This window comes from Planctomycetaceae bacterium, from assembly GCA_041398785.1.
Lineage (GTDB): Bacteria > Planctomycetota > Planctomycetia > Planctomycetales > Planctomycetaceae > JAWKUA01.
The window spans coordinates 457,366-479,802 of sequence record JAWKUA010000002.1 but is presented as its reverse complement, the minus strand read 5'-3'; the positions used below and the strand labels follow the sequence as shown (position 1 = coordinate 479,802).

Below are 22,437 nucleotides of genomic sequence, written 5' to 3'. Positions count from 1 at the left end.
TTTTCTGTCTACCGTCGTGAGTTACCAACGGAACCGACATGTCGTCGACACCCTCCAAAGACGACGTCTTCGAACTCACCACCGTCGCGTCAAACATTGCCGCGCAGCTAAGCGTTTCTGCTCATCAGGTTGTCAGGGCGATCGAACTGCTGGCCGACGGCAATACCATCCCGTTCATCGCCCGTTATCGGAAGGAGGCCACTCGCGGGCTCGACGAAGTCGCGTTGCGAGTGATCGATGACGCTGTCACCAAAGCGCGTGAACTGGCTGATCGAAAGGCGACGGTTCTGCGATCAATCGACGAACAGGGGCAGCTCACCGATTCACTGATGCGGCAGATTCTCGACTGTGACCAGCGGCAGCGGCTGGAAGACCTGTACCTGCCTTACAAACCCAAACGCCGGACGCGGGCATCCATCGCCCGCGAACGAGGACTTCAGCCGCTGGCGGACGTCCTGCTGCGGCAGCAGCGACTGCAACAGCCTGCGGACTCGTTCCTGCAGCGCTTCGTCGATCCGTCACGCGACGTTCCCGACACGGCGGCCGCACTCGCCGGAGCCTGCGATATTGTGGCTGAAACGTGGTCCGAAGACGCCGACCTGCGAGCCTGGATGCTGCAGCGAGCCGAACGCGGCGAGATCGTTTCGAGAGCCAAACGCGGAAAGCGATCGGCTTCAACCGGCGCTGGTACTTCCTCGCTCGAAGCGGGCGAACAGCGCAGCGCCGCCGTCGGCAAGTTCGACGTCTACTTCAATCACACCGAACGCATCGACAGAATTCCGTCGCATCGGTTTCTTGCCATGAAACGCGGTGAAGCGGAAGGCGTTCTGCGAACCAGTCTCGCGATCGACGACGACTTTGTGCTCGACAAATTGCGGCAGCGCCTGATCCGCAACCTCAATTTCGAGTTTGTCCGGGCTCTCGTCGACACTGTCGAAGACTGCTACCGGCGGCTGCTGCTGCCCGCGGCCGAATCCGCTGTCATGCAGAACCTGAAGGAAAAGTCCGACGACGACGCCATTCGCGTGTTTGCCAGAAATATCCGCGAACTTCTGCTGGCCGCTCCCGCCGGGCCGCGAGTGACCATGGGACTGGATCCCGGTTTTCGCACCGGCTGCAAAGTTGCGGTCGTGGACGACACAGGAAAGTATCTCACCGGCACAACGGTTTATCCGACTCCGCCGCGGAACGATGTTGCCGGTGCCGGGCAGACTCTGCTGGACCTGATCACGCAGCACAACATCAAACTGATTGCGATCGGAAACGGTACCGCGTCGCGGGAAACTGACGCCTTTGTCACCGCACTGATTCGTCAGCACGATCTGCAGGTGACGAAAGTTGTTGTCAGCGAAGCCGGAGCCTCCGTGTACTCGGCCAGCGAGCTTGCCGTCGCCGAATACCCCGATCTGGATGTCACCGTTCGCGGCGCAATCAGCATCGCTCACCGCCTGCAGGACCCTCTGGCCGAACTCGTCAAGATCGATCCGAAGGCCATTGGAGTTGGCCAGTACCAGCACGATGTCAATCAGACTCAGTTGCAGAAGGCGCTGAACCGCGAAGTTGAATCGTGCGTCAACGCGGTCGGTGTCGACGTCAACACGGCCAGTCCGTCGCTGTTGTCCTTCGTGGCCGGAATCGGGCCTGCACTGGCCAAACGAATTGTGGAATACCGCGATTCCTGCGGCCGCTTCGACAGCCGGGAGGACCTGTTGAACGTTCCGAAATTGGGCGCAAAGTCGTTTCTGCAATGCGCGGGATTCCTCAGAATTCGCGACGGACGGCAGCCGCTGGACAACTCCGCCGTTCATCCGGAAAGCTATCCCGCGGTCGACCGCATCGCCGCCGCGCTGCAGATGTCGACAAGAGATCTGGTCGGTAACGCAGCTGTGGTGTCAAAGCTGCGACCGGAGGACTTCGTTGATTCGTCCGCCGGTGACTTCACGATCCGCGACATTCTGGCCGAACTCGCAAAACCCGGCCGCGACCCGCGAGCCGAATTCCGCGCCGCTCAATTCGCGGAAGGGATCCACGAAATCAGCGATCTGAGTGAAGGCATGAAGCTGGAAGGTGTTGTGACCAACGTGACTCACTTCGGAGCCTTCGTCGACATCGGAGTCCACCAGGACGGCCTGGTTCACATCTCTCAACTGGCCAATCACTTCATCAGCGATCCGGCGAAAGTGGTCTCGGTGGGTGACATCGTCACGGTCACGGTGCTGGAGGTCGACGCCGCACGAAAACGAATTCGCCTGTCCCGCAGGGCGTAAGGCGTGCGGCAGACGCCAATAGCTCGGGCTGTTCAATGAGACTGCGGAAACGGGGCTGGCTTCGGGCGCAAATTGCCACGACAACAGACGTCCGGCGATCTTCCTTTCGGTGCGTGTCCTCTTACAAGCGTGCCGAATGAAAGGGGACAGGCAGTTTGCAATTCTGCCGTCAAGGTCCTGGGCTCCCGGGGTGACGCAATGAGCCAGCCTCTACAGCAGGATGTCCTTCACGGCATTGCCTTCGACGTCGGTCAGGCGTCGTTCGAGGCCGTTGTAGTAGAACGTCAGACGCTCGTGGTCGAGTCCCAGCAGGTGCAGAATCGTGGCATGGAAGTCATGAACCGTGACGATATTGTCGACGGCTTTGTATCCGAAGTCGTCGGTCGCTCCGTAACTGAACGGAGTCTTCACGCCGGCGCCCGCCAGCCAGCAGGTGAACCCTTCCGGATTGTGATCGCGCCCGCTGGCACCCTTCTGAAACGTGGGCATCCGGCCGAATTCCGTACACCAGACGACCAGCGTATCTTTCAACAGGCCTCGCTGCTGAAGATCGCGGACCAAAGCTGCCGCGGGCTGATCCAGCACCGGGCCGTGAATGCTGTATTGCTGTTCAATGACCTTGTGTCCGTCCCAGTTGCTGACTCCTTCACCGCCGGTCTGATAGGCGCCGTTGAAGAGCTGAACGAAGCGAACGCCCCGTTCCAGCAGTCGCCGTGCGAGAATGCAGTTTTTTGCGAACGCCGCCTTGAGTGAGTTCTCGGTATCGTCGGCGCCGTACATCGCCAGCGTCGACGCGGATTCGGTCGACAGATCGCGGATTTCCGGAATGCTAAGCTGCATCCGTGCCGCGAGTTCGTAGCTGGAAATCCGTGCGGCAAGTTCGGTGTCGCCGGGAAATCGTTCCAGGTGCCGATCGTTCAGGCGTTTCAGGAAATCACGGGTTCCGGTGTCCGTTGCTTCCGAAACGGAATCTGGCCGCGCGAGGTTGCGGATGGGCAGCGACGTATTGAAGTCGGTGCCCTGAAACGCGGCCGGCAGGAATCCCGGTCCCCAGTTGTTGACCGAATTCTGCGGTGTCCCGCGCGGATCCGGAATCGCCACGTACGCGGGAAGATTTTCGTTTTCCGTGCCGAGGGCATACGTCGACCAGGCGCCGATGCTGGGAAAGCCGTCGAGCGTGAAGCCGGTGGACATATAGTTTTCGCCCGGCCCGTGCGTGTTTGTCTTTCCCTTCAGAGAATGCAGAAAGCAAATGTCGTCGGCCAGTGAACCCAGGTGCGGCACCAGATCCGAAATCATCTTTCCGCATTCACCCCGCGGCTGAAACGACCACGGGCTGCGAGTGACATTGCCCTGCTCTCCCTGAAACGTGATCAGGCTGTCTGCGCCGGGCAGCGGCTGGCCGTGCCGCGCAATCAGTTCCGGCTTGAAGTCGAATGTGTCGACGTGGCTGCAGGCTCCCGAACAGAAGATCACCAAAACTCGCTTTGCGGCCGCCGGAAAATGCGGCTGCCGCGAAGCAAACGGGTGTGCCGGATCGATATCCGGACGAATCGGAGCACGCCCGCTGACGGTGGCGAGCTTTCCGTCGTCCGCTTTCAGCAGGCCCTGTTCCCCGAGCATCATCGCGAGTGCCATGCCGCTGAGTGCCGTTGCGGAGTGGTCAAGAAAGCCTCGACGATTCAGCAGATGACGACCGGTTATTTCGTCCGAACGCGGCTGCATCACAAGCCTCTATTGCAGAAAAACAAATTCGTTGCTGTTCAGCATTGCCCGGCAAAACGCGTTCATACCGTGTGCGTCGGCGAACGCCCCGGCGTCCGACAGTTCGGCCGCCTCCGGACTTCGGCCATAGCACAGCCAATACGCGCGAGTGACCTGGTCGTCCCGATCATCGCCGCATTCGCGCCGCAGACGCTGCGCCAGCAATTCCGACTGCTGCAGCATGAACTGGCTGTTAAACAAATTCAGAGCCTGCAACGGTGTCGTTGAACGGCTTCGATCCGGCACTGAAGTCGCCGCATCGGGGCAATCGAAGACTCCAAACACGGACTCCCGTTCCAGCCTCACCTTTGTCATATAGATCATGCGCCGCCAGTCATCCGGCCCGTAGCTCTTCTTCGGAAAGTAGTGCCGAACATTCTCCAGCTCGACTTCAAATCCGCTGAATCCTGGTCCGAACATGCGGCTGTCGAGAACGCCGGTGACAGACAGAATGCTGTCCCGAATCGGCTCCGCCTCCAGCCGGCGGGGAGGAAACCGCCACCACCACTGCGTTGCTGCATCCACCTGAAGTGCCTCGGCTCGCGGCAGACTGCTTTGTCCGTAAGTCGCGGAATTCAGGATGAGTCGATGCAGATGTTTGAGCGACCAGTTGTTGTCCATGAGTTCGCGGGCCAGCCAGTCGAGCAGTTCCGGATGAGTCGGCGGTACTCCGGCGGCGCCGAAATCACTGGGCGTCGCGACGAGTCCCCTGCCGAAATGAAACTGCCAGACCCGATTCGCGATCACTCTTGCGGTGAGTGGGTTTTGGGGGGAAGCAATCCATTCGGCCAGAGCCAGACGGCGCTGTTGTTCCAGCGTCGCTTCCGTCAGGTTCAGTGATCCCAGTGCGGCGACGGTTCCTGGGGTGACCTGTTCTCGCTGTTCCATGGGTTCGCCGCGAAACAGGCGGTGAGTCGGGCCGGGCTGCCGAAACGTGCCGGCGTACACCGTCATCGAATCATTCAGATCGCTCTTCCGATCCTCAAGTTCCTGAACCTGCTCGGCCAGCGCTCGCGCTTCGGGAAATTTTTCGAAATCGTATTCCGGCTTTGCAGGTGTGCCGTCAGTGAACGGGACGCGGTCTGCTGACGATGAGAGCGTTGTCCATTCTCCCGGTTCGACCGCGGCCTCAATCACATAACGAGTCGCGACGCGGTCACGAAATCGGCCTTCACGGTCTCTGGCCCACACGATGCGGTCAATGACCGTTGGTTCAGGAAGTTCAATCGCGATCCATCCGCGGCCGGCTTCGTTCGAAATCCAACTGTGAGCATTCCCGAACAGTCCGTCATTGACATGTTCCAGTTTGTGAATCTCGTATCCGGGCAGAGCGCTCGAACACGTTGCTGTCGCGCCCGTCGACGCCAGCGCAACGTTGTTTGCTCCGCTGAAGATCTCGAGTTCGTCGATGCACGGTTCCGACGAATTTGTCGCTTCGATCGTGAACCGGACGAAGCGTACGCTGCGAGGCTCGAACAGTTCTTCGTTGCGTTCAGAATTCACAGACTCACGAATGAGGCCTTTGTCCTTCGCGAATGGCCTGAGCTGATCCCGCAAACGAACGAGCGTGCGATCGATCTCTTCCAGTTCCGTCTGCTGCTTCGCTGTCAGCGGAAGAGTGCGATCACCGTGCTCAACACCGGCAAATACAGCCTGCAGAGAGTAGTAATCCGTCTGGCGAATCGGATCGAACTTGTGATTGTGGCACCGCGCGCAGCCGAGCGTGAGTCCCAAAAAGGCGGTGCCCGTGGTGTTGATCATGTCGTCAAGTTCGTTCTGGCGCTGCATCAGCGTCAGATTGATGTCCGGACTCTTAACCAGATCGTACGGTCCTGCGACCAGATAGCTGGTTGCCACGGGAACTCCCAGCGCATCTCCGGCGATCTGCTCTCTTAAGAAGTCATCGTACGGCTTGTCTTCGTTCAGAGCACGAATGACGTAGTCGCGGTAAGGCCACGCGTTGGGACGTTCGCGATTGGTCTCAAAGCCGTTTGTTTCCGCGAATCTCACCAAATCCAGCCAATAGCGAGCCCAGCGTTCGCCGTACCGCGGATCCGCCAGGACATCTTCCACGAGCGCACTGTATGCGTTGCCGTCGCCACTGACGAACTCCCGGACTTCCTCGGGTGACGGCGGGAGTCCCAGCATGTCCAGCGACACCCGCCGGATCAGTTCCGCCCGGCGGGCTTGTGGATTCGGCGCCAGCGAATGTTCGGCCAGCTTTCGCAGCACAAACGCGTCGATTCCGTTCGCGACCCACGTGCTGCCGTCCCGCAGATCGTCGACGGAGGGTGGCTGAATGTGACCGACCGGCTGAAACGACCAGTGATCCGATGTCAGCGGTTCCTCATTCACCGCGCCGTCGGTACCCGGCCACGGCGCTCCCTGATCAATCCATCGCCGCAGCACATCGATTTCGCCGGAATTCAGCCGATCTGATTCATCCGGCGGCATCAGCCTGCCCGGTTGCGACTCGCTGACCAACTGAACCAGGTGACTTTTGTCACTGTTTCCAGGCGCGATCGCCGGCTCTCCGGAATCGCCGCCTCGCAGCATTGACGCTCTGCGATCGAGCCGAAGATGACTTTCCTGAGCTTCCTCACCATGACAGGCAAAGCACTTCGCTCGCAGCAGCGGGCGGACATCTGTTTCGAAGTCGACCTGTCCGACGCCACCGGGACCTTCATCGTCTGCCCCGACTGTGCTCTGCCAGACGGGACACAGCACCGCAATCAAAATGTACAGTTGGATTCGGAACATCGTCAGAGGAATTGCGGGAAGGAAGGATCGAACGGGAGCGCGGAACCTTCCTTTTACATAGTGACAACCGCCAGCGTCCAGATCGTGATCGAAAAACCCCTGATCGCAAGTTTCCGTGGTTATGAGAATTTTCTCGACCCCGGCTCCGCTCCACACTTTGTTGTCAACAGTACCGGGACGGATCGAGCGATGCGACAGCATCAGGAATCAGCAGCGCCTCCCGGCAGCAGAGAATTCTGAATTCCAGGCCGACGGAGAACGCAAACCGGCATGTCACGCGCAAGGCATCAATTCGGATCGGCCGGCCTGCAGGCCTATGCCCGCTGGACCGCACGGAGCGTGATTTCGACGTATGGAGGCAGTGGCATCAACGTGATTTCCTGATATCGTGTCACTGCGGACAATGGCGGACACTTGCTTTTTCCGCGTCGCCGAACGCTGGCACCAAACCCGCCAATCGAGCACTTCAACACAAGACGCCACAAGCCACCAACCAGCCCCCGTAGCTCAGCAGGATAGAGCGTCGGTTTCCTAAACCGAAGGTCGTGAGTTCGAATCTCGCCGGGGGTACTGTTTTTTTTCGATCGTTCGGCACGGGCTCGTGCCTGCTTCTCGCTGGGTGGTTTCAACTGGTCACGGGTTTCGGTTCCCTGGCGGCAGTGAATGCGGCGGCGCTGTCAAAGGGTTTGGCTTTCGGGATCGGCGCGTCGGATCGAGCAGATCGACGATCGCCAGCTTCTCAAACACCAGGTGCGACTGGCTGCCCTCATAGACGATTCCGACGTGCTCGCCGTCAACGCGCGTGAGACTTGGATAGCCGGCGCCGCGGCCTTCATCCAGCAGCCAGTGATGCGAATCGGGCCAGGTCATTCCATCGTCAAAGCTGACCTGCACCGTGTGATGCGTGCGGCCTTCCCGGGAATGCGGATTTGCAAACAGCAGCACGTGTTGCTGCTGACCTTTGCGATCGTAGTCGAACCGCAGGAGACTTCCATTGCAGTTCGGTTCGATCAGTGTGTTGCGGCTGGTGGGGTGTTCCCGCCATGTCTGCCCGAGATCCTTCGTCACGGCGACCGCCCGGAATCGTTCTTGATCATTGCGTACGTTAAGCATGATTGAACCGTCTCCCAGCAGCGCGGCCTGGCATTCGTTGCCGCTGGTGATGCCCGGATTGCCGACGTTCCAGGTTTGGCCATGATCGCGGCTGATCATCAGTGTCGCGAACGTCGCCGAAGGCTCCCGACCGCTGCGGCCCTCGACGGGCATGACCAGTGTTCCGTCGGGCAGGCAAAATCCCGACTGCGGCGACGGAGCAAACAACCACCACGACTCGTCCTTCAGTTTCCGCGTGAGATTTTCCGGCTGCGACCATGTGAGTCCGTCGTCCTTCGAATGAACCATCATGAACTGAGCGGCCCTGCCGATATCGAAGCCGGGCTCCGAGCCGTCGTCGTTCCATTGGTGCTTGCCGGGCTTGCCGTTCATCCAGACGGCAAAGCAAAAGATCTCACCCGTTTGTTGATCAACGATGATTCCCGGATCGCTGCAGCCGTTTTGTTCCTGTGGCAGGCCGCCGTACTCACCCATGTCCATGATGACGCGGACCGGTTCCCAGGTCGCGCCGCCGTCCGTGCTGCGACTGAGGCCGATGTCGATGTCTTCCTGCAGATCACGGCCCATGCGTCGCCGCATGTCGTACACGCAGAGCAACGTGCCCTTCGTCGTCGTCGTGAGTGCGGGGATGCGGTAAGTGTGAACACCGTCGTCGTTGTGCCTGCGGAGAGCAATGCCGATGCGATGCTTTGAATTGGCCGCGTCGTTTCGCGGTGTGACATCGCCGGCCGACGTTGCGATCGAAGTGCATAACGCGACGATCTGGTGCTGCAGGCGGGCCGAATCCCTGAGCCGGCAGGACACCCAGAAGACATTCCGGCCCGGCCGCAGCGGGTGCTCGCCGGGGAATGTGATCGTATCCGCGGGGGGCTGAGGTCCGCCCACGGGATTCGCAGCGGAAAACGAATCCTGGTCCTGTGTGAAGTATAGAGCGAGCGACTCAAGATCGCTGAGGTCGTCCGTGCCGGCCAGCGAAACCGTCAGTCCGTGAAACGTCACGTCCTGCGCCTCCGCGATGTCGATCACGACGCGCATCAGCGGGCTGTGTTCGTTGCGGATCAACGCCGGATGAACCGGCTGTCTCACACTGGCAGTGATCTCAATCTTCGAGTCGGCGGCAGCGACCGGTGCCACAAGGTTCCAAAACAGCGCCAGTGTGAAAAGTGCCGATCGCAGCGCTGCCTTCAGGCGACACTCCCACTTGACTGGACGACTGAAGCCGGGACATTCAACGGGACTTGTCTGCCGCCTCATCGTGCTTTCCCCAGACCAAAGTGGAACCGTGTGGTACGCACACAGATCGACGTCACGCAGCACGGGCAGTGGTTGGATCGACCAGCCTGGGAGATGGCTCACGACACGCCCGCATTTCCGCGTGATTGTGCCCGCGGGTGGATTGTCGAAAAGCGGCGGGCAGATGTCGAGTTTGAAACAGGCAGCGCCTTTTCATTCGCGTTCTGAATCGCGGTGCAACTGTCGCTTGCCGCCACACCTTCAGGATCGATTGCCAGAGTTGGCTCAGCTGCTCATTAACGGGCAATCGCACGAACGCCGTGATTCCGTAAACCAGCAGATGCGGTTGGCATTCCCGTCAGCGCGAGTGCGCCGAATCTGCTGCCACGCGGCGTTCGTGACTCCGGCGCTTGTGCGCGCGGTCCTGTTGTGGCCGGGGGAGCCTGCGTGCTGTCGAAGGGGCGGTCAGATGCTGCCGTTGCGGGAATATGGCTGAACGTCCAGCGAATCCAGGGCGTCGCTGCGATCGTTCATCAACTGGTTGGCCGTGTTGTCCAGGAAGTCATTGACGTTGACGATGGCTGGTCCCAGCAGAAACAGGAACACGGACGGCATCAGGCACAGCGCGACGGGAAACAGCAGCTTGAAGGAAGCCGCGTTGGCTCGCGAGTCCGCTCGTTCCCGCAGCGAATTCCGCATGCTGTCGCTGTATTCGCTGAGCGCTCGCGTCACGCTGGTACCGGTCGCTTCGGACTGAATCAGCAGTGATGTGAACGAGCTAACTTCGGGCGAATCAATGCGCTTCGCAAAGTTCTTCAGTGCCTGGCTGAGTGAACCGACGGCTGTCTGCTGATTGACCATCTTCAGTTCGGAAGCCAGGGCCGGCTGTGAGGAGCTGAGTTCATGGCCGACTCGACGCAGTGCTGACGGAACGGTCAGTCCCTGGCTGACACCCATGTTCAGCATGTCCATGACGTCCGGCAGACCTCGTTCGATATCGATTCTGCGATCGGCGGCTTTTGCGCTGACCCAAAGCGGCGGCACAGCCCATGCCAGCAGCGGAGCTGCAATGAGTGCGGCCATCAGCCAGGGTTCCAGCGCGGGCGGAGCCATGTTCAGCCAGATCAGCACGACGACGATCGACAGGAACACGAGCGAAAATCGAATAGCGTTCAGGTTGATCCAGGCAGCTCGCGACTGGAAGCCGGCGGCCAGCAGGTTCTGACGCTGAGTTTCCCGGCGGGCTTTTGTTTCCGGGAGAAGTTCCGCCAGGCCGGGCGTGAGTGAACCGAAGACCATCTGATCTTCGTTCATCGGCAGTTGTTCGGGTTCGATCGACGCCAGGCCGTTTCCGTCATCGTTCAGGATACCTCGGAAACCGGAGAACAGTTTTCGGTCGCCCCAGGTGGAATTTCCGGAAACGCGCGCGACTGTGGGGGAGCCCTGTGCGGCGGCAGCCGTCGGAGTCTGCACCGGACTTGCGGTCGCATGCCGGTCTTCGGCAGCGATGTTCATCAGCGGCGCAGATGCCACGTTCGCATCCGCCGCGGAATCGCTGTCGGTACCGAAAACGGACGGGACGCCTTTCCGACGGCGAAAGGCTTCACCCGAATTCTCTTTGCCTCGGAGAGCGATTCGAAACAGAGCCATGCAGCCGGCGATTGCGGCAACGGCGATAATGATCCACGTGTACATGTTCAGATCTCCGGCTGGCAGCAGTATTCGTCCGGCCAGGCTGCGGCATTCAGTTGATGAACTTGTCGGCAGACTTCGCCCTGTGCGTGTCGGGCTGCGGGTCTGTCATGCCGCGGTTTGGTATTCGGTGGAAGACCAATCCTGGCCGTTTTTTCGATATAGGATTCGGAATCAGAACCGTCCGCTGTTTCGCAGGATTCGATAGACCAGCGTCGCACCGATGATCTGCAGTCCGATTGCGAGAAACAGGGACAGTCTTCCCCAATACGATGCCATCAGGTTTTGCAGGTAGTTCGGATCTCGAAACAGATAGAAGGCGACGACGGCCGGCGGAATGACCAGCATCATGGTGGCTCCCAGGCGGCTGGCGATTGTTGCGGCCCGCAGGCGTCGATTGAAATGCAGCCGGTCGCGGACGGATGTCGCCATGCGTTCCAGCACGCTGACCAGGTCTCCGCCGGTGTCCTGGTGGACTCCGATGGCGGACGTCAGCATTGTCAGTGTGCTGACTCCGGTGCGTTCCGGAAGATCACGAACGGCGCTGGCCAGGTCGATGCCCATTTCGGTGCGTCGCGCGGCAAGTCGCAGTTCACTGCCGAGTGGTGCCGGAGTATCGGCGGCCACGGCGAGAAACGAGTTTTCCACGTTACGGCCGGTTCTGGCAGCACGCGCCAGTTCTTCGGCGGCGGCGGGTAATTGTTCCATGATCTGTTTCTGACGCCGCGAACGCATCAGCATAGCGATGCCCAGCGGCAGCGCCATGCCCGCGATGGCAGCGAACGCCGTCAGCAGAAACTGCTCCGTGACCAGAAACATGGTGCCGCCGAAGGCGAGTCCGCTGACGACACACAGTGACAGCCAGACCGACGGCGCGGTTTCGATTCCGGACTGCAGCATCAGCCGGTCGAACCAGCCGTTGACGGCGTCGGAGGTGCTGTTTTCGTTGCCGACGGCGTAGCGGACATCTTCTTTCAGGATGCCGCGAAAGGCCGGTCGCGCGGGCATCGGTCGATGGGCCTGAGCTTGTGCGAGCATGTGTTGATGACTCCGAGTCGTCGGACTCTGATTCTGAAATTGTCGTAACCCGGACCGGCGGGAGCAGCCGGCGGTCGCGCGTTCAGGGCCGCGGAAATTTCTGACCGCCGGCGATTCGACGCGTGCCCTGCCCCGGTCGGGAGGATTGTTTCGCGGGTCAGTTGGCTGGTTTCATGGACAGTTCGCGGGGTGCGAACAGCGGCTTGTATTGTTCCACGTCGATTCCGGTCAGGGCCAGACGTCGCAGGGCCAGCGGTTCGTGTCCGGTGGCATAGAAGGCGCCGACGGCGTGGCCGTCCTTTTCGCCGGTCAGCCGATAGACGAACAGGTCTTCCACCTGGTATTCACCGTTCTTGATTCCGGCGACCTCGGAAATTCGCGTTACGCGACGTTCTCCCGTATGCAGCCGGGTGACGTGAATGATGATGTCCAGGGCGTTGGCGATGTACTGCCGCGCGATCTGCGCAGGCAGTTCCGAACCGGACAGGGCAACCATCAGTTCCAGCCGGTCCAGAGTCTCGCGGGTATTGTTGGCGTGTACGGTGCTCATGGAACCGTCGTGGCCGGTGTTCATGGCCTGCAGCATGTCCAGCACTTCGCTGCCGCGGGATTCACCGACGATGATTCGGTCTGGCCGCATTCGCAGAGCGTTTCTCAGCAGATCGCGCTGAGTCACGGCACCCTTGCCTTCCATGTTCGGCAGGCGTGTTTCCAGTGGAATGACGTCTTTTTGCTGCAGCAGCAGTTCGGCCGTTTCTTCGATGGTCACGACTCGCTGCGATTCCGGAATGAAGCGGCTGATACAGTTCAGCAGAGTTGTCTTGCCGGCACCGGTTCCTCCGCTGAGGATCAGGTTCATGCGTCCGCGCACGGCCAGAATCAGAAAATCGGCCATCGCGGGAGCCAGCGAGCCGTATTGAATCATGTCCTCGATCGTCAGGCGGTGCTTTCCGAACCGGCGAATGGAAACCGTGGGTCCGGCAAGTGCCAGCGGCCGGATGACGGCGTTGAATCGTGAACCGTCCGGCAGGCGCGCGTCCACGATGGGATTCGATTCGTCGATGCGACGTCCCGCTCGACCAACAAGGCGGTGAATGAGCTGCAGCAGGTGCTGTTCGTCAGCGAATTTGACGTCGGTGGATTCCAGCCGGCCATTGCGTTCCACCAGCACTCGGTCCGGGCCGTTGACCAGCACGTCGGTGATTTCGTCGTCGAGCATCAGCGGTTCGAGCGGACCGAAGCCATAGATCTCATCCATGATCTCGCTGACCATGGATTCACGCTGCTGGCCGGTCAGGTTGACGTCCTGGCGCGAACAGAGGTACTCCGCCAGGCCCTTCAGCTGCTGCCGCAGTTCATTTTCGTTCAGCGACTCCGCGCGGGAGAAATCAATCACGTCCACCATCTGTCGATGCAGACTTGTCTTCAGTCGCTGGAAGTCGCGCGGCGAGCTGAGTACAGAACGGGAGGCAGTGACCATCGGTAGTTCCTGGAGTCTTTGAGAATGCCGGACTTCGATCCGCTTGGGGGAATCCCGTGTTCTGGTTATCGAGTGCGGAGGGACTGAGATTGAAACTGTCTGCAGCGCCTGGCGCAGTCGTCTTCACGCAACTATTGCCGCGAGACGGCACAATCGGCAGCCGTTCAATGGCGAGCCCGCGGGAGTCTGCCGGTCTTTCCGCCGTTCGCTTCCTTCGACGGCAGCGAAGTCGCGGCCTTCACGGGAATTCGGGCGGTGGAAGCAGCGTGAATCGCAGTGCGGAACCGCTATTTCGCCAGCACAATTTTCCAGATGTAGGGATTCGGCGGCGTGGCGGAGGCGGTGTTGCCGACCACTGCGGTGGCGGTGCTGATAACGGCGGGCTGCAGCGTGATCTGCACATCGTTGCTGCTGCCTCGGCGGACGTTCATGATGCGAGCAGCGACCGCGCGAGTCAGCGGGACGCCACTTGCCGTCGCCGGCGTTGCAGCAGCGCTGCCGGAGTCCGCTTCATTGTTTTCGGCGGTCACGCTGCTGTTTTGTGCGGTGTCGGCTGCCGGAAAGATCCGGACGCTGCCAATCATTGTCTCAAAAGCAGCGGCGACCTGGCTGGCGGACGACGCGTCGTCTGTAGCGGCCCTTCCGCTGGCAGGAAACGTCAGCATGGAATTCGGAAGTGACTGAAGATGCTGTGCCGACAGGCCGGACTGCAGTTGTGTGACAAGCGGCTGCGACGCAGCCCCTGTTGACGCAACATAGACGGGCAGCAATCGCCCTGGTGCCGGTGTCGAACTGCCGAACGCCAGCGTCAGTGTCGTCTCCGGCAATCGGTCACCGCCGCGTTCGACACGTTGGCTTGATTCTGACCATGCAAAATTGTCGGCTCCCTTATTCAGCTCAATGTCCACCGACCAGCAGCCGGATTGAATCCGGCGGGAATCATCGGGCACGGCAAACGGAGCCAGCGGAACCGCATTTCCGGATCGCGCGGTGAATCCGGCAATCCGGTTTTCCATCACGGCTGTTGCGCGGGCGACAACCTGGCCTCGCGCGACTCCGGTGATTCCGCTTAGAAATAATCGACCGGAGGCATCCGGCGTTGCGCTGTTGTTGAGCGTGACTTCGACGAAGCCGGGAACGCCGGGCTGCTGCGACATCGCCTGGCTGCCGGAATCGCCGGAGGTACCGGGGTGGCTGACAGTGATGTCGTTTTCCGTCAGGATCGGAAGACGCGTTCCCGCGCGATACAGGCTGGCCACCTCAATTGCTGTGTGGCGGCACTGGACGATTCGACCTTCGGTCTCGAACGGTTGCTGGTTCCGGCACAACATCTGATCGCAGAGCAGGCTTCGGCAGCCAGCCAGCGCCGCCGCTTCGGAACACTGCTGTGCCTCCGACCGAACGACCGACAGATAGCTGCTATTCACCACCAGAGCAACGCAAACGCCGCACGCCACAATGGCGAACACGCTGAGAACGCTCAGAGATCCCCGTCGAGCCTGCCGGTCTGCGGCACAAGGGCGAGTCAATCGTGAAATCATGATTGCGACACCGAAGGCGGAAAACGAAAAAGCCAGGGCGCGATGTGCCGCTGGCTTTGCCGTTGTTCCTGAACTGAGCAGGGAAACAGGTGTCGGGAACTTTCCAGGACCGGCATGGATTCAGGTGAAGTCCATGCCTTCGGCATTACCGACACGACTTATCAGCAGCCGGTCAGGCACCACCGATTCCAGGCACTCAGGAATCGGACGGCAGCATTCGGCTCAGACCGTCCGGAAATCACATGCCAAGGGCCATGGACCGGGAGTCTGCTGTACGATCATTACCCATGTTGACGGCGTCCTGATTGTTCGACGTCGTGCTCCACCCGCCGTAGGAACCGGTGTTCTGCAACTGCGTGCCTCCGCCCTGCACGTCACCGTTGCGGCGAACGGGGCGGCCATCTTCATCGTAAAAGGCGTCAGCGCGGCCGCCATCGCGGAACTGTTCAGTGACGAACGGCGAATCGTCGGTGTCTTCAATTCCCAGCAGTTCGTCCAGCGTGACACGATTCTGACGCGACGATTCAACGCTGACGCCGCCATTGCCGGGGCCGTTGGGGTTGAACGTCAGGGAGATCTCCCCCTTGCTCTTGGCCAGAACCATGATTTCCTGCTGTCGCTGAGTCAGTTCCAGCACGACGTTGTTCTGTTCGCGATTGGAATTCTGTGACGGCGTGTAGCGTCCGTCGATGGCCAGCACTTTGACGCCGTCGAACAGCTTCAGCAGCATTCCGCCGGAGCCCCGGACTCGACCGCCGGTTGTCGGCTGACGATCGACGGTCATGAAGACGTCGACATGGTTGCCTGGCTTGATCAGGCCGCTGACCATTTCGGTTTCATCCTGAACATTGACGGCCACAGCACGCATGTCCGGATTGGAAACCGTCAGTTCCGGGCCTTCACCGGCCGGATAGAAGTAGGATGCTCGCAGCGGCACGGCAGCGGGAATCGCTTCGCGGGCGATGCGTCCCACCAGCGTATCAATCGACAGAATCGTGTCGCGGTGCTGATTGACTTCTTCCCGGGCGGCCGGTCCCAGTCCCAGATGCTGACGCTGCACGACCGTGCCGGGCCGAATATCGGTCACCGCCATGGGAACCTGCTGCCGGGTTTCAACAGCAACCGGTTCCGGCTGAGCGGCCCACAGCTTCTTCACGAAGAAACCCGCCGCCAGTGCGGCAACGATGACAAACGCGGCGACGGTCAAAAGCCAGGGAGTGAGCTTCACAACAGTTCTCCTGAACCTGAATCCAATACAGCGATGACGTTCTTTTCAAAACGCGGACGTCATCTTGAGCGTCCGAATCGCATTCCTGAGTGGACCGTCCATGAGACAGAAGTTCATCCCTGCAGCGCGCTTCAGCAAAAACCGCGCTTCTGCGTTTCCTTAACGACATCCGGGAAACGCAACTCAACTATTCTGTGACCGCCTGCTACAACCGTTGCAGGCCGGTCTGCAGGTTGTCATGTTCACGAACCATGGGTGCTTCGGCAGTCAGAAACCGGTTCTGAACGGAGAAGCCCGTCAGCCACAGCAGATCGGGTGTCGCGTTCTTCATCGGCACTGTGACGCGGACATTGGCCACCTCACCGGCTCTGGCTGCTGCCCGGACATCGATCACAATGCCCTGGCTGAGCTTCGGGCCCAGTCGCTTTGTAAGTTCCTGGCGAATCAGGTCGGGGGATTCGTCATTGATGCACAGCTCGCGGACGCCGCAGCGGGCAGCGTCGGACATCCGGTTTCTGGCGGATGCCAGCAGCGAAAATTCCACCACAGCGAACAGCAGCACCATGAAGATCGGCAGCACCAGGACCAGTTCCATTGACAGGATGGCGCCAAGTCGTGAGCGATCACTTTGCCCGATTCGGATGTGTGCTCGCTGGTGGCCGTTCGTCAATTTCATCGTCATTCCCCGGGACGCCGCAAAGTTGCCGTGCTGCTGCGTTTTCAGGATTCGACAATACGACACCGCGAATCTAGGAATTCAGCAGGCCGCGGTGCAACCACTCGTTCTGGAATATCAGTAACACGCTCCACGTCGCCAGCGCGACGGGTACCGCAAACGCCATGACGCGGCGCTTCTGGCGCTGAGCGATTGTCTCCGCGCGCTTGCTGACTGCCTTGCTGTCCGCCGCTGCCGCGGAAAAGCGGCTGCGAGTTCGCTTCCAGCCGTTACTGAAGACGCTGCTGACGACCACAACGAATGTTCCCAGCACAACGAATATCAGGCTGCACAGCAGAACCTTCAGAGTCAGTCCGGGACCGAGCCAGACGCTGAGTGCTCCCATCAGTTTCACGTCGCCGCCGCCTGCGGAACCAACCATCCACAGCACGAAGAACAACCCGAATCCGATTCCAAAGCCGTACAACCCGTCCAGCAGCCCCGCCAGCTTGAAGAACAGGCCCTGATAGAGCCAGCCGGCGATCCACATCGGAAGAGTGATCTTGTTCGGAATTCGCCGCCAGCGCGTGTCGGTCCAGGCCGTGATGGCGGTGAACAGTACGACGGCGAACAGAAAGACGGATTTGTGGAGATTTGGATCGGTCAACATGGTGTCACTGATAAAGCATCGGGGAAGCCGGCTTGTCGGAACTGCGACTCAAGTATTGAATCCCGCGACGTCCCGCCGATGGAATTTCCGCACCATCGCTGATTGGCGCGGTTGTGTTTCTGTCCTCAGTCGAAAGAATCCGTTCAGCAGTCAAAATCGGACGCCGGACCGGTGCGACAGATTTTCTTGCAGCCGATCTGTGCCGGGCAGCCGAGATCCGGTTTCGAGTGAGCCGACGGCACCGTCACAGATTTCGGCTTCGTCGCCGCGGCGCGTGAACTTTCTTCGCGGGAAGCATTTTTTCAGATGAACAGTGGCAGTCAGCACATGTCAGTTCCTGATCGCCGCGAACTTCAGCGGTTTCTTGAGCTTGCGGAAACGGCGGCGATCGCCGGTGGCAAAGTCCTGCTGGACTGGGCGGGAAGGTTTTCCGTGCGGGAAAAGGGTCGCGCGGATCTTGTGACGGAAGCCGATGAGGCATCTCAGAAAGTGATCCATGACCTGATTGCGGCGGAGTTTCCCGACCACGGCTTTCTGGGCGAAGAAGGGCTGCAATCCGATCCGGGCACGTCCGATCTGCAGTGGATCATCGATCCGCTGGACGGAACCTCCAATTACGTTCACGGGTTTCCCTACTACGCGGTTTCCATCGGCCTTTGCCGGGGGTCCGTGCCGCTGGTCGGTGTGATTCATGATCCGAATCGCAGCGAAACGTTCACCGCCATTGCCAGTCACGGCGCCTGGCTGAACGGAACCGCCATTCAGACCACCGGCGAAACGGAGCTGCAAAGAACCATGGGCATGGCCAGCCTGCCGGTGGGCGCGACGGACACTGATCCCGCCGTCCGGCGTTTTCTGAAGGCCATGAATCATTTGCAGACCGTACAGCGAACGGGCTCCGCCGCGCTCAACCTTGCCAGTGTCGCCTGCGGTCGCGTGGATGTTTTCTGGTCGACAAGTCTGAAGCCGTGGGACGTCGCGGCCGGTGTTCTGCTGGTGACGGAAGCCGGTGGAACCGTCACAAGCCTTTCGGGCGGTCCCTTCGATATCTTCGTTCCCAGCCTGCTGGCCGCATGCAGTGTGACAATCCAGAAAGATGTTGCCGCTATCCTGAATTGAAGATCCTCCACACAACTCGCCGCTTCACTCACCGGCGTCGGCGTCGTAAGATTTTCGGGATCCGCAATCGAAACGCACCCGCAACCGTCCGCGTCCACCAGGTGCTTCACTGGCCACGGTGAAAGCCGATGCTTTTCGCTCTTTATCATCCCGCGAGTCGGAATGCCTCATTGTGACCCGCTTGCGGTGTCACCTGTCTGCGAAAACGGCCATGTCTGTCAGCAATCGAAACTGCCGTTCCGCCGGGATTCTCCGACTGCTGTCCAGCGCGGCATTGGTGCTGACGGTTTTCCTTCCGACGATTGCTGCAGCCGTTGCTCAGGATGCCGGCGACGAAGCTTCGGTCCCCGGAGCGGTCGACACCAGAGGTTCTGAGACCACCGCGACCGGTGACTCCGCTGTGACTGGTGCAGCTGTCGATGCTGGTGCTGCGAACAAATCAGCTGCGGTCAACAAGCCGGCTCTGATGCTGCGGACCGAATCCGGCGAACTCATCCCGCTGGATCGCCTGGGATTCGACGCCGGGGCTCTTCAGGATTTGCTGCAGCGAGTACAGCTGCAGAACCAGGTGCCGCTGTTCACGATTTCCGAAGTCAATCTTTCGGGGCGTGTCGAACGCGACCTGTTTCGGCTGAACGTGAAACTGTCCGTCACCGTGATCGCGGAAAACGAATGGGTTCGCGTTCCTGTCGGTTTCGGAGACATGCAGGTTGCGGGTCTGCCGCAGACGCAGGACCTGCCGGGACAGGCTGCCTTTTTCAACGCGGACGTTTCAAATCGAAAGGAATGGTGGCTTTTCGGCAGGGGGATTCATGAGCTGTCTGTCGAGCTGATCGGTCAGGTTCGAAATACACCGACCGGCCGGCCTCGCATCCGGTTTACGTGTCCGAAGGCCGCTCAATCGCATCTGGTGATGCAGATCAGCGAGCTTGTCGACGAAGTGACCGGCGGGGGAACTCTTCCGCCGCGAGTCACCCGTGATACGCAGGCCTCGCGCACAAGCATCGAGTTATGGGGTATGGCCGGTGAGACGGAATTGACGTGGAAACCTCAGCCGGCGGACTCCACCGAACAGTTGCTGGTACAGGCATCCACACCTGCTCAGATGACGCTGGACCTGCGGACCGTGCCGGCGTCGTTGTCCTGTCTTCAGAAGATTGAGGTTTCCGGGGGAAGCGTCGACAGCCTGACCGTCCGTCTTCCTCCGCTGTTCACACCCGTCTCGATTATCGGCGACGGCATCGAAGGATCGTCCATCGTTCGCTCGTTCACATCCGTTCGGCCGGCTGACGCAGATGACAGCGAGCCTCTTGACGTTGTGGTCCGGTTCTCGGAGCCGGTGCGAGGCACCGTGTCGCTGAAATACGATCTGGAACTTTCGAAGACCGATTTCCCGCAGGTTGTGTCCCTGTCACTTCCGGACATTGATCGAGTCCGCAACGAATCCGGCAACGTCGATATTCTGATTCCGCAGGGCGTGCTCGTCGAACCGGATGCGGCGACTCTGAACGAAGCCCGTCGCAAACGTGTTGAAGGCCTGACCGACACCAAGACGGCTGCGACGGCCTACCAGCTGCTGTCGTCGGAATCGCGAATCGACCTGCGAGTCAGCGAGATTGAAGCATTCTTCGCCGTCGAACCGCAAATCGAAATCTCGACCGAAGAAAACAACAACAACGTGCTGCTGACGGCACGGTACCCCGTCAACGTGATCCACGGATCGCTGAACGAAATCACCGTGAACTGGAAGGACTTCACCGCTGATGGCTGGCAGATCTGGCCGGGAAGTCCGGTGCTGACAACCGACGATGGTACAACTCCGCTGCCCGTCAAACTCACGAATGACACGCCGGATCTGATTCAGCTCGTCTTCCCCGATCGCCAGACAGGACAGTTCCTGGTCGAACTTCGGGCATTTCGCAGTCTGTCGACATTTCTGCCGCAGGGCGAAGCAGACGTGAACACGAGCTCTCAGACGGTTCCTCGCCCGACAGTGACTGAAGGCCGGACCGGCGAGTTCTTTCTGCCCGACGTGGTGGCATCGACGGGCCACGCAACAATTGTGACTCTTGTGGAATCCGACTCCTGGTCCATTCGTCTGACGAAGCCGGACGGGATCTCGGAGTTTTCTTCCGTGCCGGTCAGTCGGCAACCCGGCGATGTCCGCGCCAATGTTCAGCCTGTCACGGCACGACTGGTCGAGGAATCGGGATCGCGAGTTCGGGCCCGGCTGACGTCACAGCAGCCGGAAGTCCGCGCGTCGGCGGTCGTCGAATTGCGGCAGGGAATCGGTGTCGGCGGAATTCACGTGCATGAAGAACTTCTGTTTCAGGTTCATCACCGCGACCTGGACGAAATTCGTCTGGTGGTTCCGGACCGTGTTATTCCAACGGTCCGCCTTCACGGACAACCGGGCACACTTGCCGCGACCGGAACGTCCACTCGCGAAAGTGTCTTCCAGCTACCCGTGCAAAAGCGGGGAGAGCTGCTGATTGACGTGGATTACAACTGGACTCCTGAGATGTCGGAATCCGGTCCGCAGCCGCAATCCGTCGACATTCCACTGGTGCTGTCGACGTTGCCGGTGCAGGAGATCACCGTGGGAACGGACCTGCTGAACGTCTTTCAGATGAACTCTGTGCCCAATTGGATTCCGGTCTATTCGCCTCGGTTTGCGGCCGCGTGGCGCAGTCACTCAGCCGTCGCGGACGTACCTGTGACTCTGCTCAGTTCGCTGGCGGATGCGGGGCGTTCCGTGCCTCAATTCACCGTGATCCGTACATCGATCAACGGCGACTACGCCACGACTGTGACTCGGGCGGTGTATGGCTCCTATCCGACAACCGTCATTTTCAACGTGCCGGCGGGGTGTGAAGTTGTCCGCGCGACCGTGAATGGTGATCCGGTGGAAGCCGTCGCCATCTCGGGAAACGGCGACACCCGGGAACCAGGTCCGCGCGAGTCGGCGAGAACCGCGACGACGGCAGTGTCGGCGAACATCACCGGCGAAGGCGGGCTCTGGCGGGTTCATATTCCTCACCGCGACACCCTGGCGGCGAAATCGGAAGCCACTTTAGTCGGACTTCGTGTGCGGCAGAAACTGGAAGACGGTCACGGCTTGATTGCAGAAGTGCGGCCTTTGCTGCCAATGGTCTCCTCGGCAAGTGATGTATTCGGCCGCATCTGGCTGATTCGTCCCGGTACCGATGAGAGTCTGATTCCGCGTCGCAACGACTTCGGGTGGATGCAAGTTCCGGGGTCTTCCGGACTGCCGCTAAGCCTTGCCGTGACGAACGAGGATTCACTGACCCCTGTGCTGGCAGCGCACGATGCTTCAGTTCGCGACGCCGTCCGAATGGAACTGGCTGAAGAGCTGAACGGCTCCGGCGGGTCTCTCCTGCTGGTCGGAGTGACCGATCGGCGCGACGGTGAGTTCCTGCGAGTGTCAACCCGGGCCGTGTTGCTTGTCCTGTGCGTCCTGGCAATCAGTGCGTTTGCGATATTCCTGCGCCTGCAGCAGATACCGGCAACAACCCTGGTCGTTGTGTCCGTCGCTGTGCTGGTTGTCACGTATGTGCTCATTCCCGCTGAATACTCGTCCGTCTACTGGTTGTGTTTGGCAGGAATTCTGCTGGGAGCATTCGCGGCCGCGATTCAGCGCTACTTTGCAGCGGGATCACAGCCATCTGCGTTCACGGCGCGACGACCGGATCAAAGCACGATCTTTGTGATCGAACGCGGAAGTCAGCAGTCGGGATCCTCCGCCGGAGTCGTGCGACCGAAGCAGTTTCCGACTGCGACGGGTGCCACTGCCACCGGCAATTCGCTGTGACGTCAGCAGGGTTCGCGTTTATTTGAGGTGCATTTGCAATTTCTG

General features: G+C 60.2%; 13 protein-coding genes and 1 tRNA gene. 4 read left to right on the top strand and 10 right to left on the bottom strand.

Features of this window, described 5'->3' with window-relative positions; translation table 11 throughout:
• Window positions 1-38: 38 nt before the first annotated feature.
• Window positions 39-2,267: a Tex family protein gene (locus R3C19_03965; GenBank protein ID MEZ6059499.1), complete on the top strand. Its 2,229-nt coding sequence runs from the start codon at window positions 39-41 to the stop codon at window positions 2,265-2,267.
• A gap of 210 nt (window positions 2,268-2,477) precedes the next feature.
• Here R3C19_03965 and R3C19_03960 read toward each other — a convergent pair whose 3' ends face one another.
• Together R3C19_03960 and R3C19_03955 are read right to left on the bottom strand one after the other, a co-directional pair.
• Window positions 2,478-3,992 carry a DUF1501 domain-containing protein gene (locus R3C19_03960; GenBank protein MEZ6059498.1) on the bottom strand — a complete coding sequence of 505 codons (1,515 nt, stop codon included), beginning with the start codon at window positions 3,990-3,992 and terminating at the stop codon, window positions 2,478-2,480.
• A 9-nt stretch (window positions 3,993-4,001) separates the two neighbouring features.
• Window positions 4,002-6,791: a PSD1 and planctomycete cytochrome C domain-containing protein gene (locus R3C19_03955; protein MEZ6059497.1), complete on the bottom strand. Its 2,790-nt coding sequence runs from the start codon at window positions 6,789-6,791 to the stop codon at window positions 4,002-4,004.
• A 496-nt stretch (window positions 6,792-7,287) separates the two neighbouring features.
• Between R3C19_03955 and R3C19_03950 the strand changes: the two genes are divergently transcribed.
• Window positions 7,288-7,361: transfer RNA gene (locus R3C19_03950), tRNA-Arg, on the top strand.
• Between the two features lie 63 nt (window positions 7,362-7,424).
• On the opposite strand, the gene R3C19_03945 is transcribed toward R3C19_03950, so the two are convergent.
• The 8 genes from R3C19_03945 to R3C19_03910 form a co-directional block, all read right to left on the bottom strand.
• The gene (locus R3C19_03945) at window positions 7,425-9,158 is read right to left on the bottom strand and encodes a sialidase family protein (GenBank protein ID MEZ6059496.1); all 1,734 of its coding nucleotides are present in this window, start codon (window positions 9,156-9,158) and stop codon (window positions 7,425-7,427) included.
• A gap of 444 nt (window positions 9,159-9,602) precedes the next feature.
• Entirely contained in the window at window positions 9,603-10,832 is a 1,230-nt protein-coding gene (locus tag R3C19_03940; protein MEZ6059495.1) for a type II secretion system F family protein, read from the bottom strand.
• A gap of 171 nt (window positions 10,833-11,003) precedes the next feature.
• Window positions 11,004-11,867, bottom strand: coding sequence for a type II secretion system F family protein (locus R3C19_03935; protein ID MEZ6059494.1), 864 nt, complete (start codon window positions 11,865-11,867; stop codon window positions 11,004-11,006).
• 157 nt (window positions 11,868-12,024) lie between these two features.
• Window positions 12,025-13,347 (bottom strand): CpaF family protein, encoded by a 1,323-nt coding sequence (locus R3C19_03930; GenBank protein MEZ6059493.1) that lies wholly within the window; start codon window positions 13,345-13,347, stop codon window positions 12,025-12,027.
• 287 nt (window positions 13,348-13,634) lie between these two features.
• Window positions 13,635-14,888, bottom strand: coding sequence for a hypothetical protein (locus tag R3C19_03925; protein ID MEZ6059492.1), 1,254 nt, complete (start codon window positions 14,886-14,888; stop codon window positions 13,635-13,637).
• A 238-nt stretch (window positions 14,889-15,126) separates the two neighbouring features.
• A complete protein-coding gene (cpaB, locus tag R3C19_03920) occupies window positions 15,127-16,116 on the bottom strand; it encodes a Flp pilus assembly protein CpaB (protein MEZ6059491.1) in 990 nt (329 codons plus the stop codon).
• Window positions 16,117-16,321: 205 nt separating this feature from the next.
• On the bottom strand, window positions 16,322-16,792 hold the full coding sequence (locus tag R3C19_03915) for a pilus assembly protein (protein MEZ6059490.1): 471 nt from the start codon (window positions 16,790-16,792) through the stop codon (window positions 16,322-16,324).
• Between the two features lie 73 nt (window positions 16,793-16,865).
• On the bottom strand, window positions 16,866-17,441 hold the full coding sequence (locus R3C19_03910; GenBank protein MEZ6059489.1) for an A24 family peptidase: 576 nt from the start codon (window positions 17,439-17,441) through the stop codon (window positions 16,866-16,868).
• A gap of 327 nt (window positions 17,442-17,768) precedes the next feature.
• Here R3C19_03910 and R3C19_03905 point away from each other — a divergent pair, with 327 nt between their 5' ends.
• Both R3C19_03905 and R3C19_03900 read left to right on the top strand, forming a co-directional pair.
• A complete protein-coding gene (locus R3C19_03905; GenBank protein ID MEZ6059488.1) occupies window positions 17,769-18,560 on the top strand; it encodes an inositol monophosphatase family protein in 792 nt (263 codons plus the stop codon).
• Between the two features lie 211 nt (window positions 18,561-18,771).
• Window positions 18,772-22,392, top strand: coding sequence for a hypothetical protein (locus tag R3C19_03900; GenBank protein ID MEZ6059487.1), 3,621 nt, complete (start codon window positions 18,772-18,774; stop codon window positions 22,390-22,392).
• Window positions 22,393-22,437 lie beyond the last annotated feature (45 nt).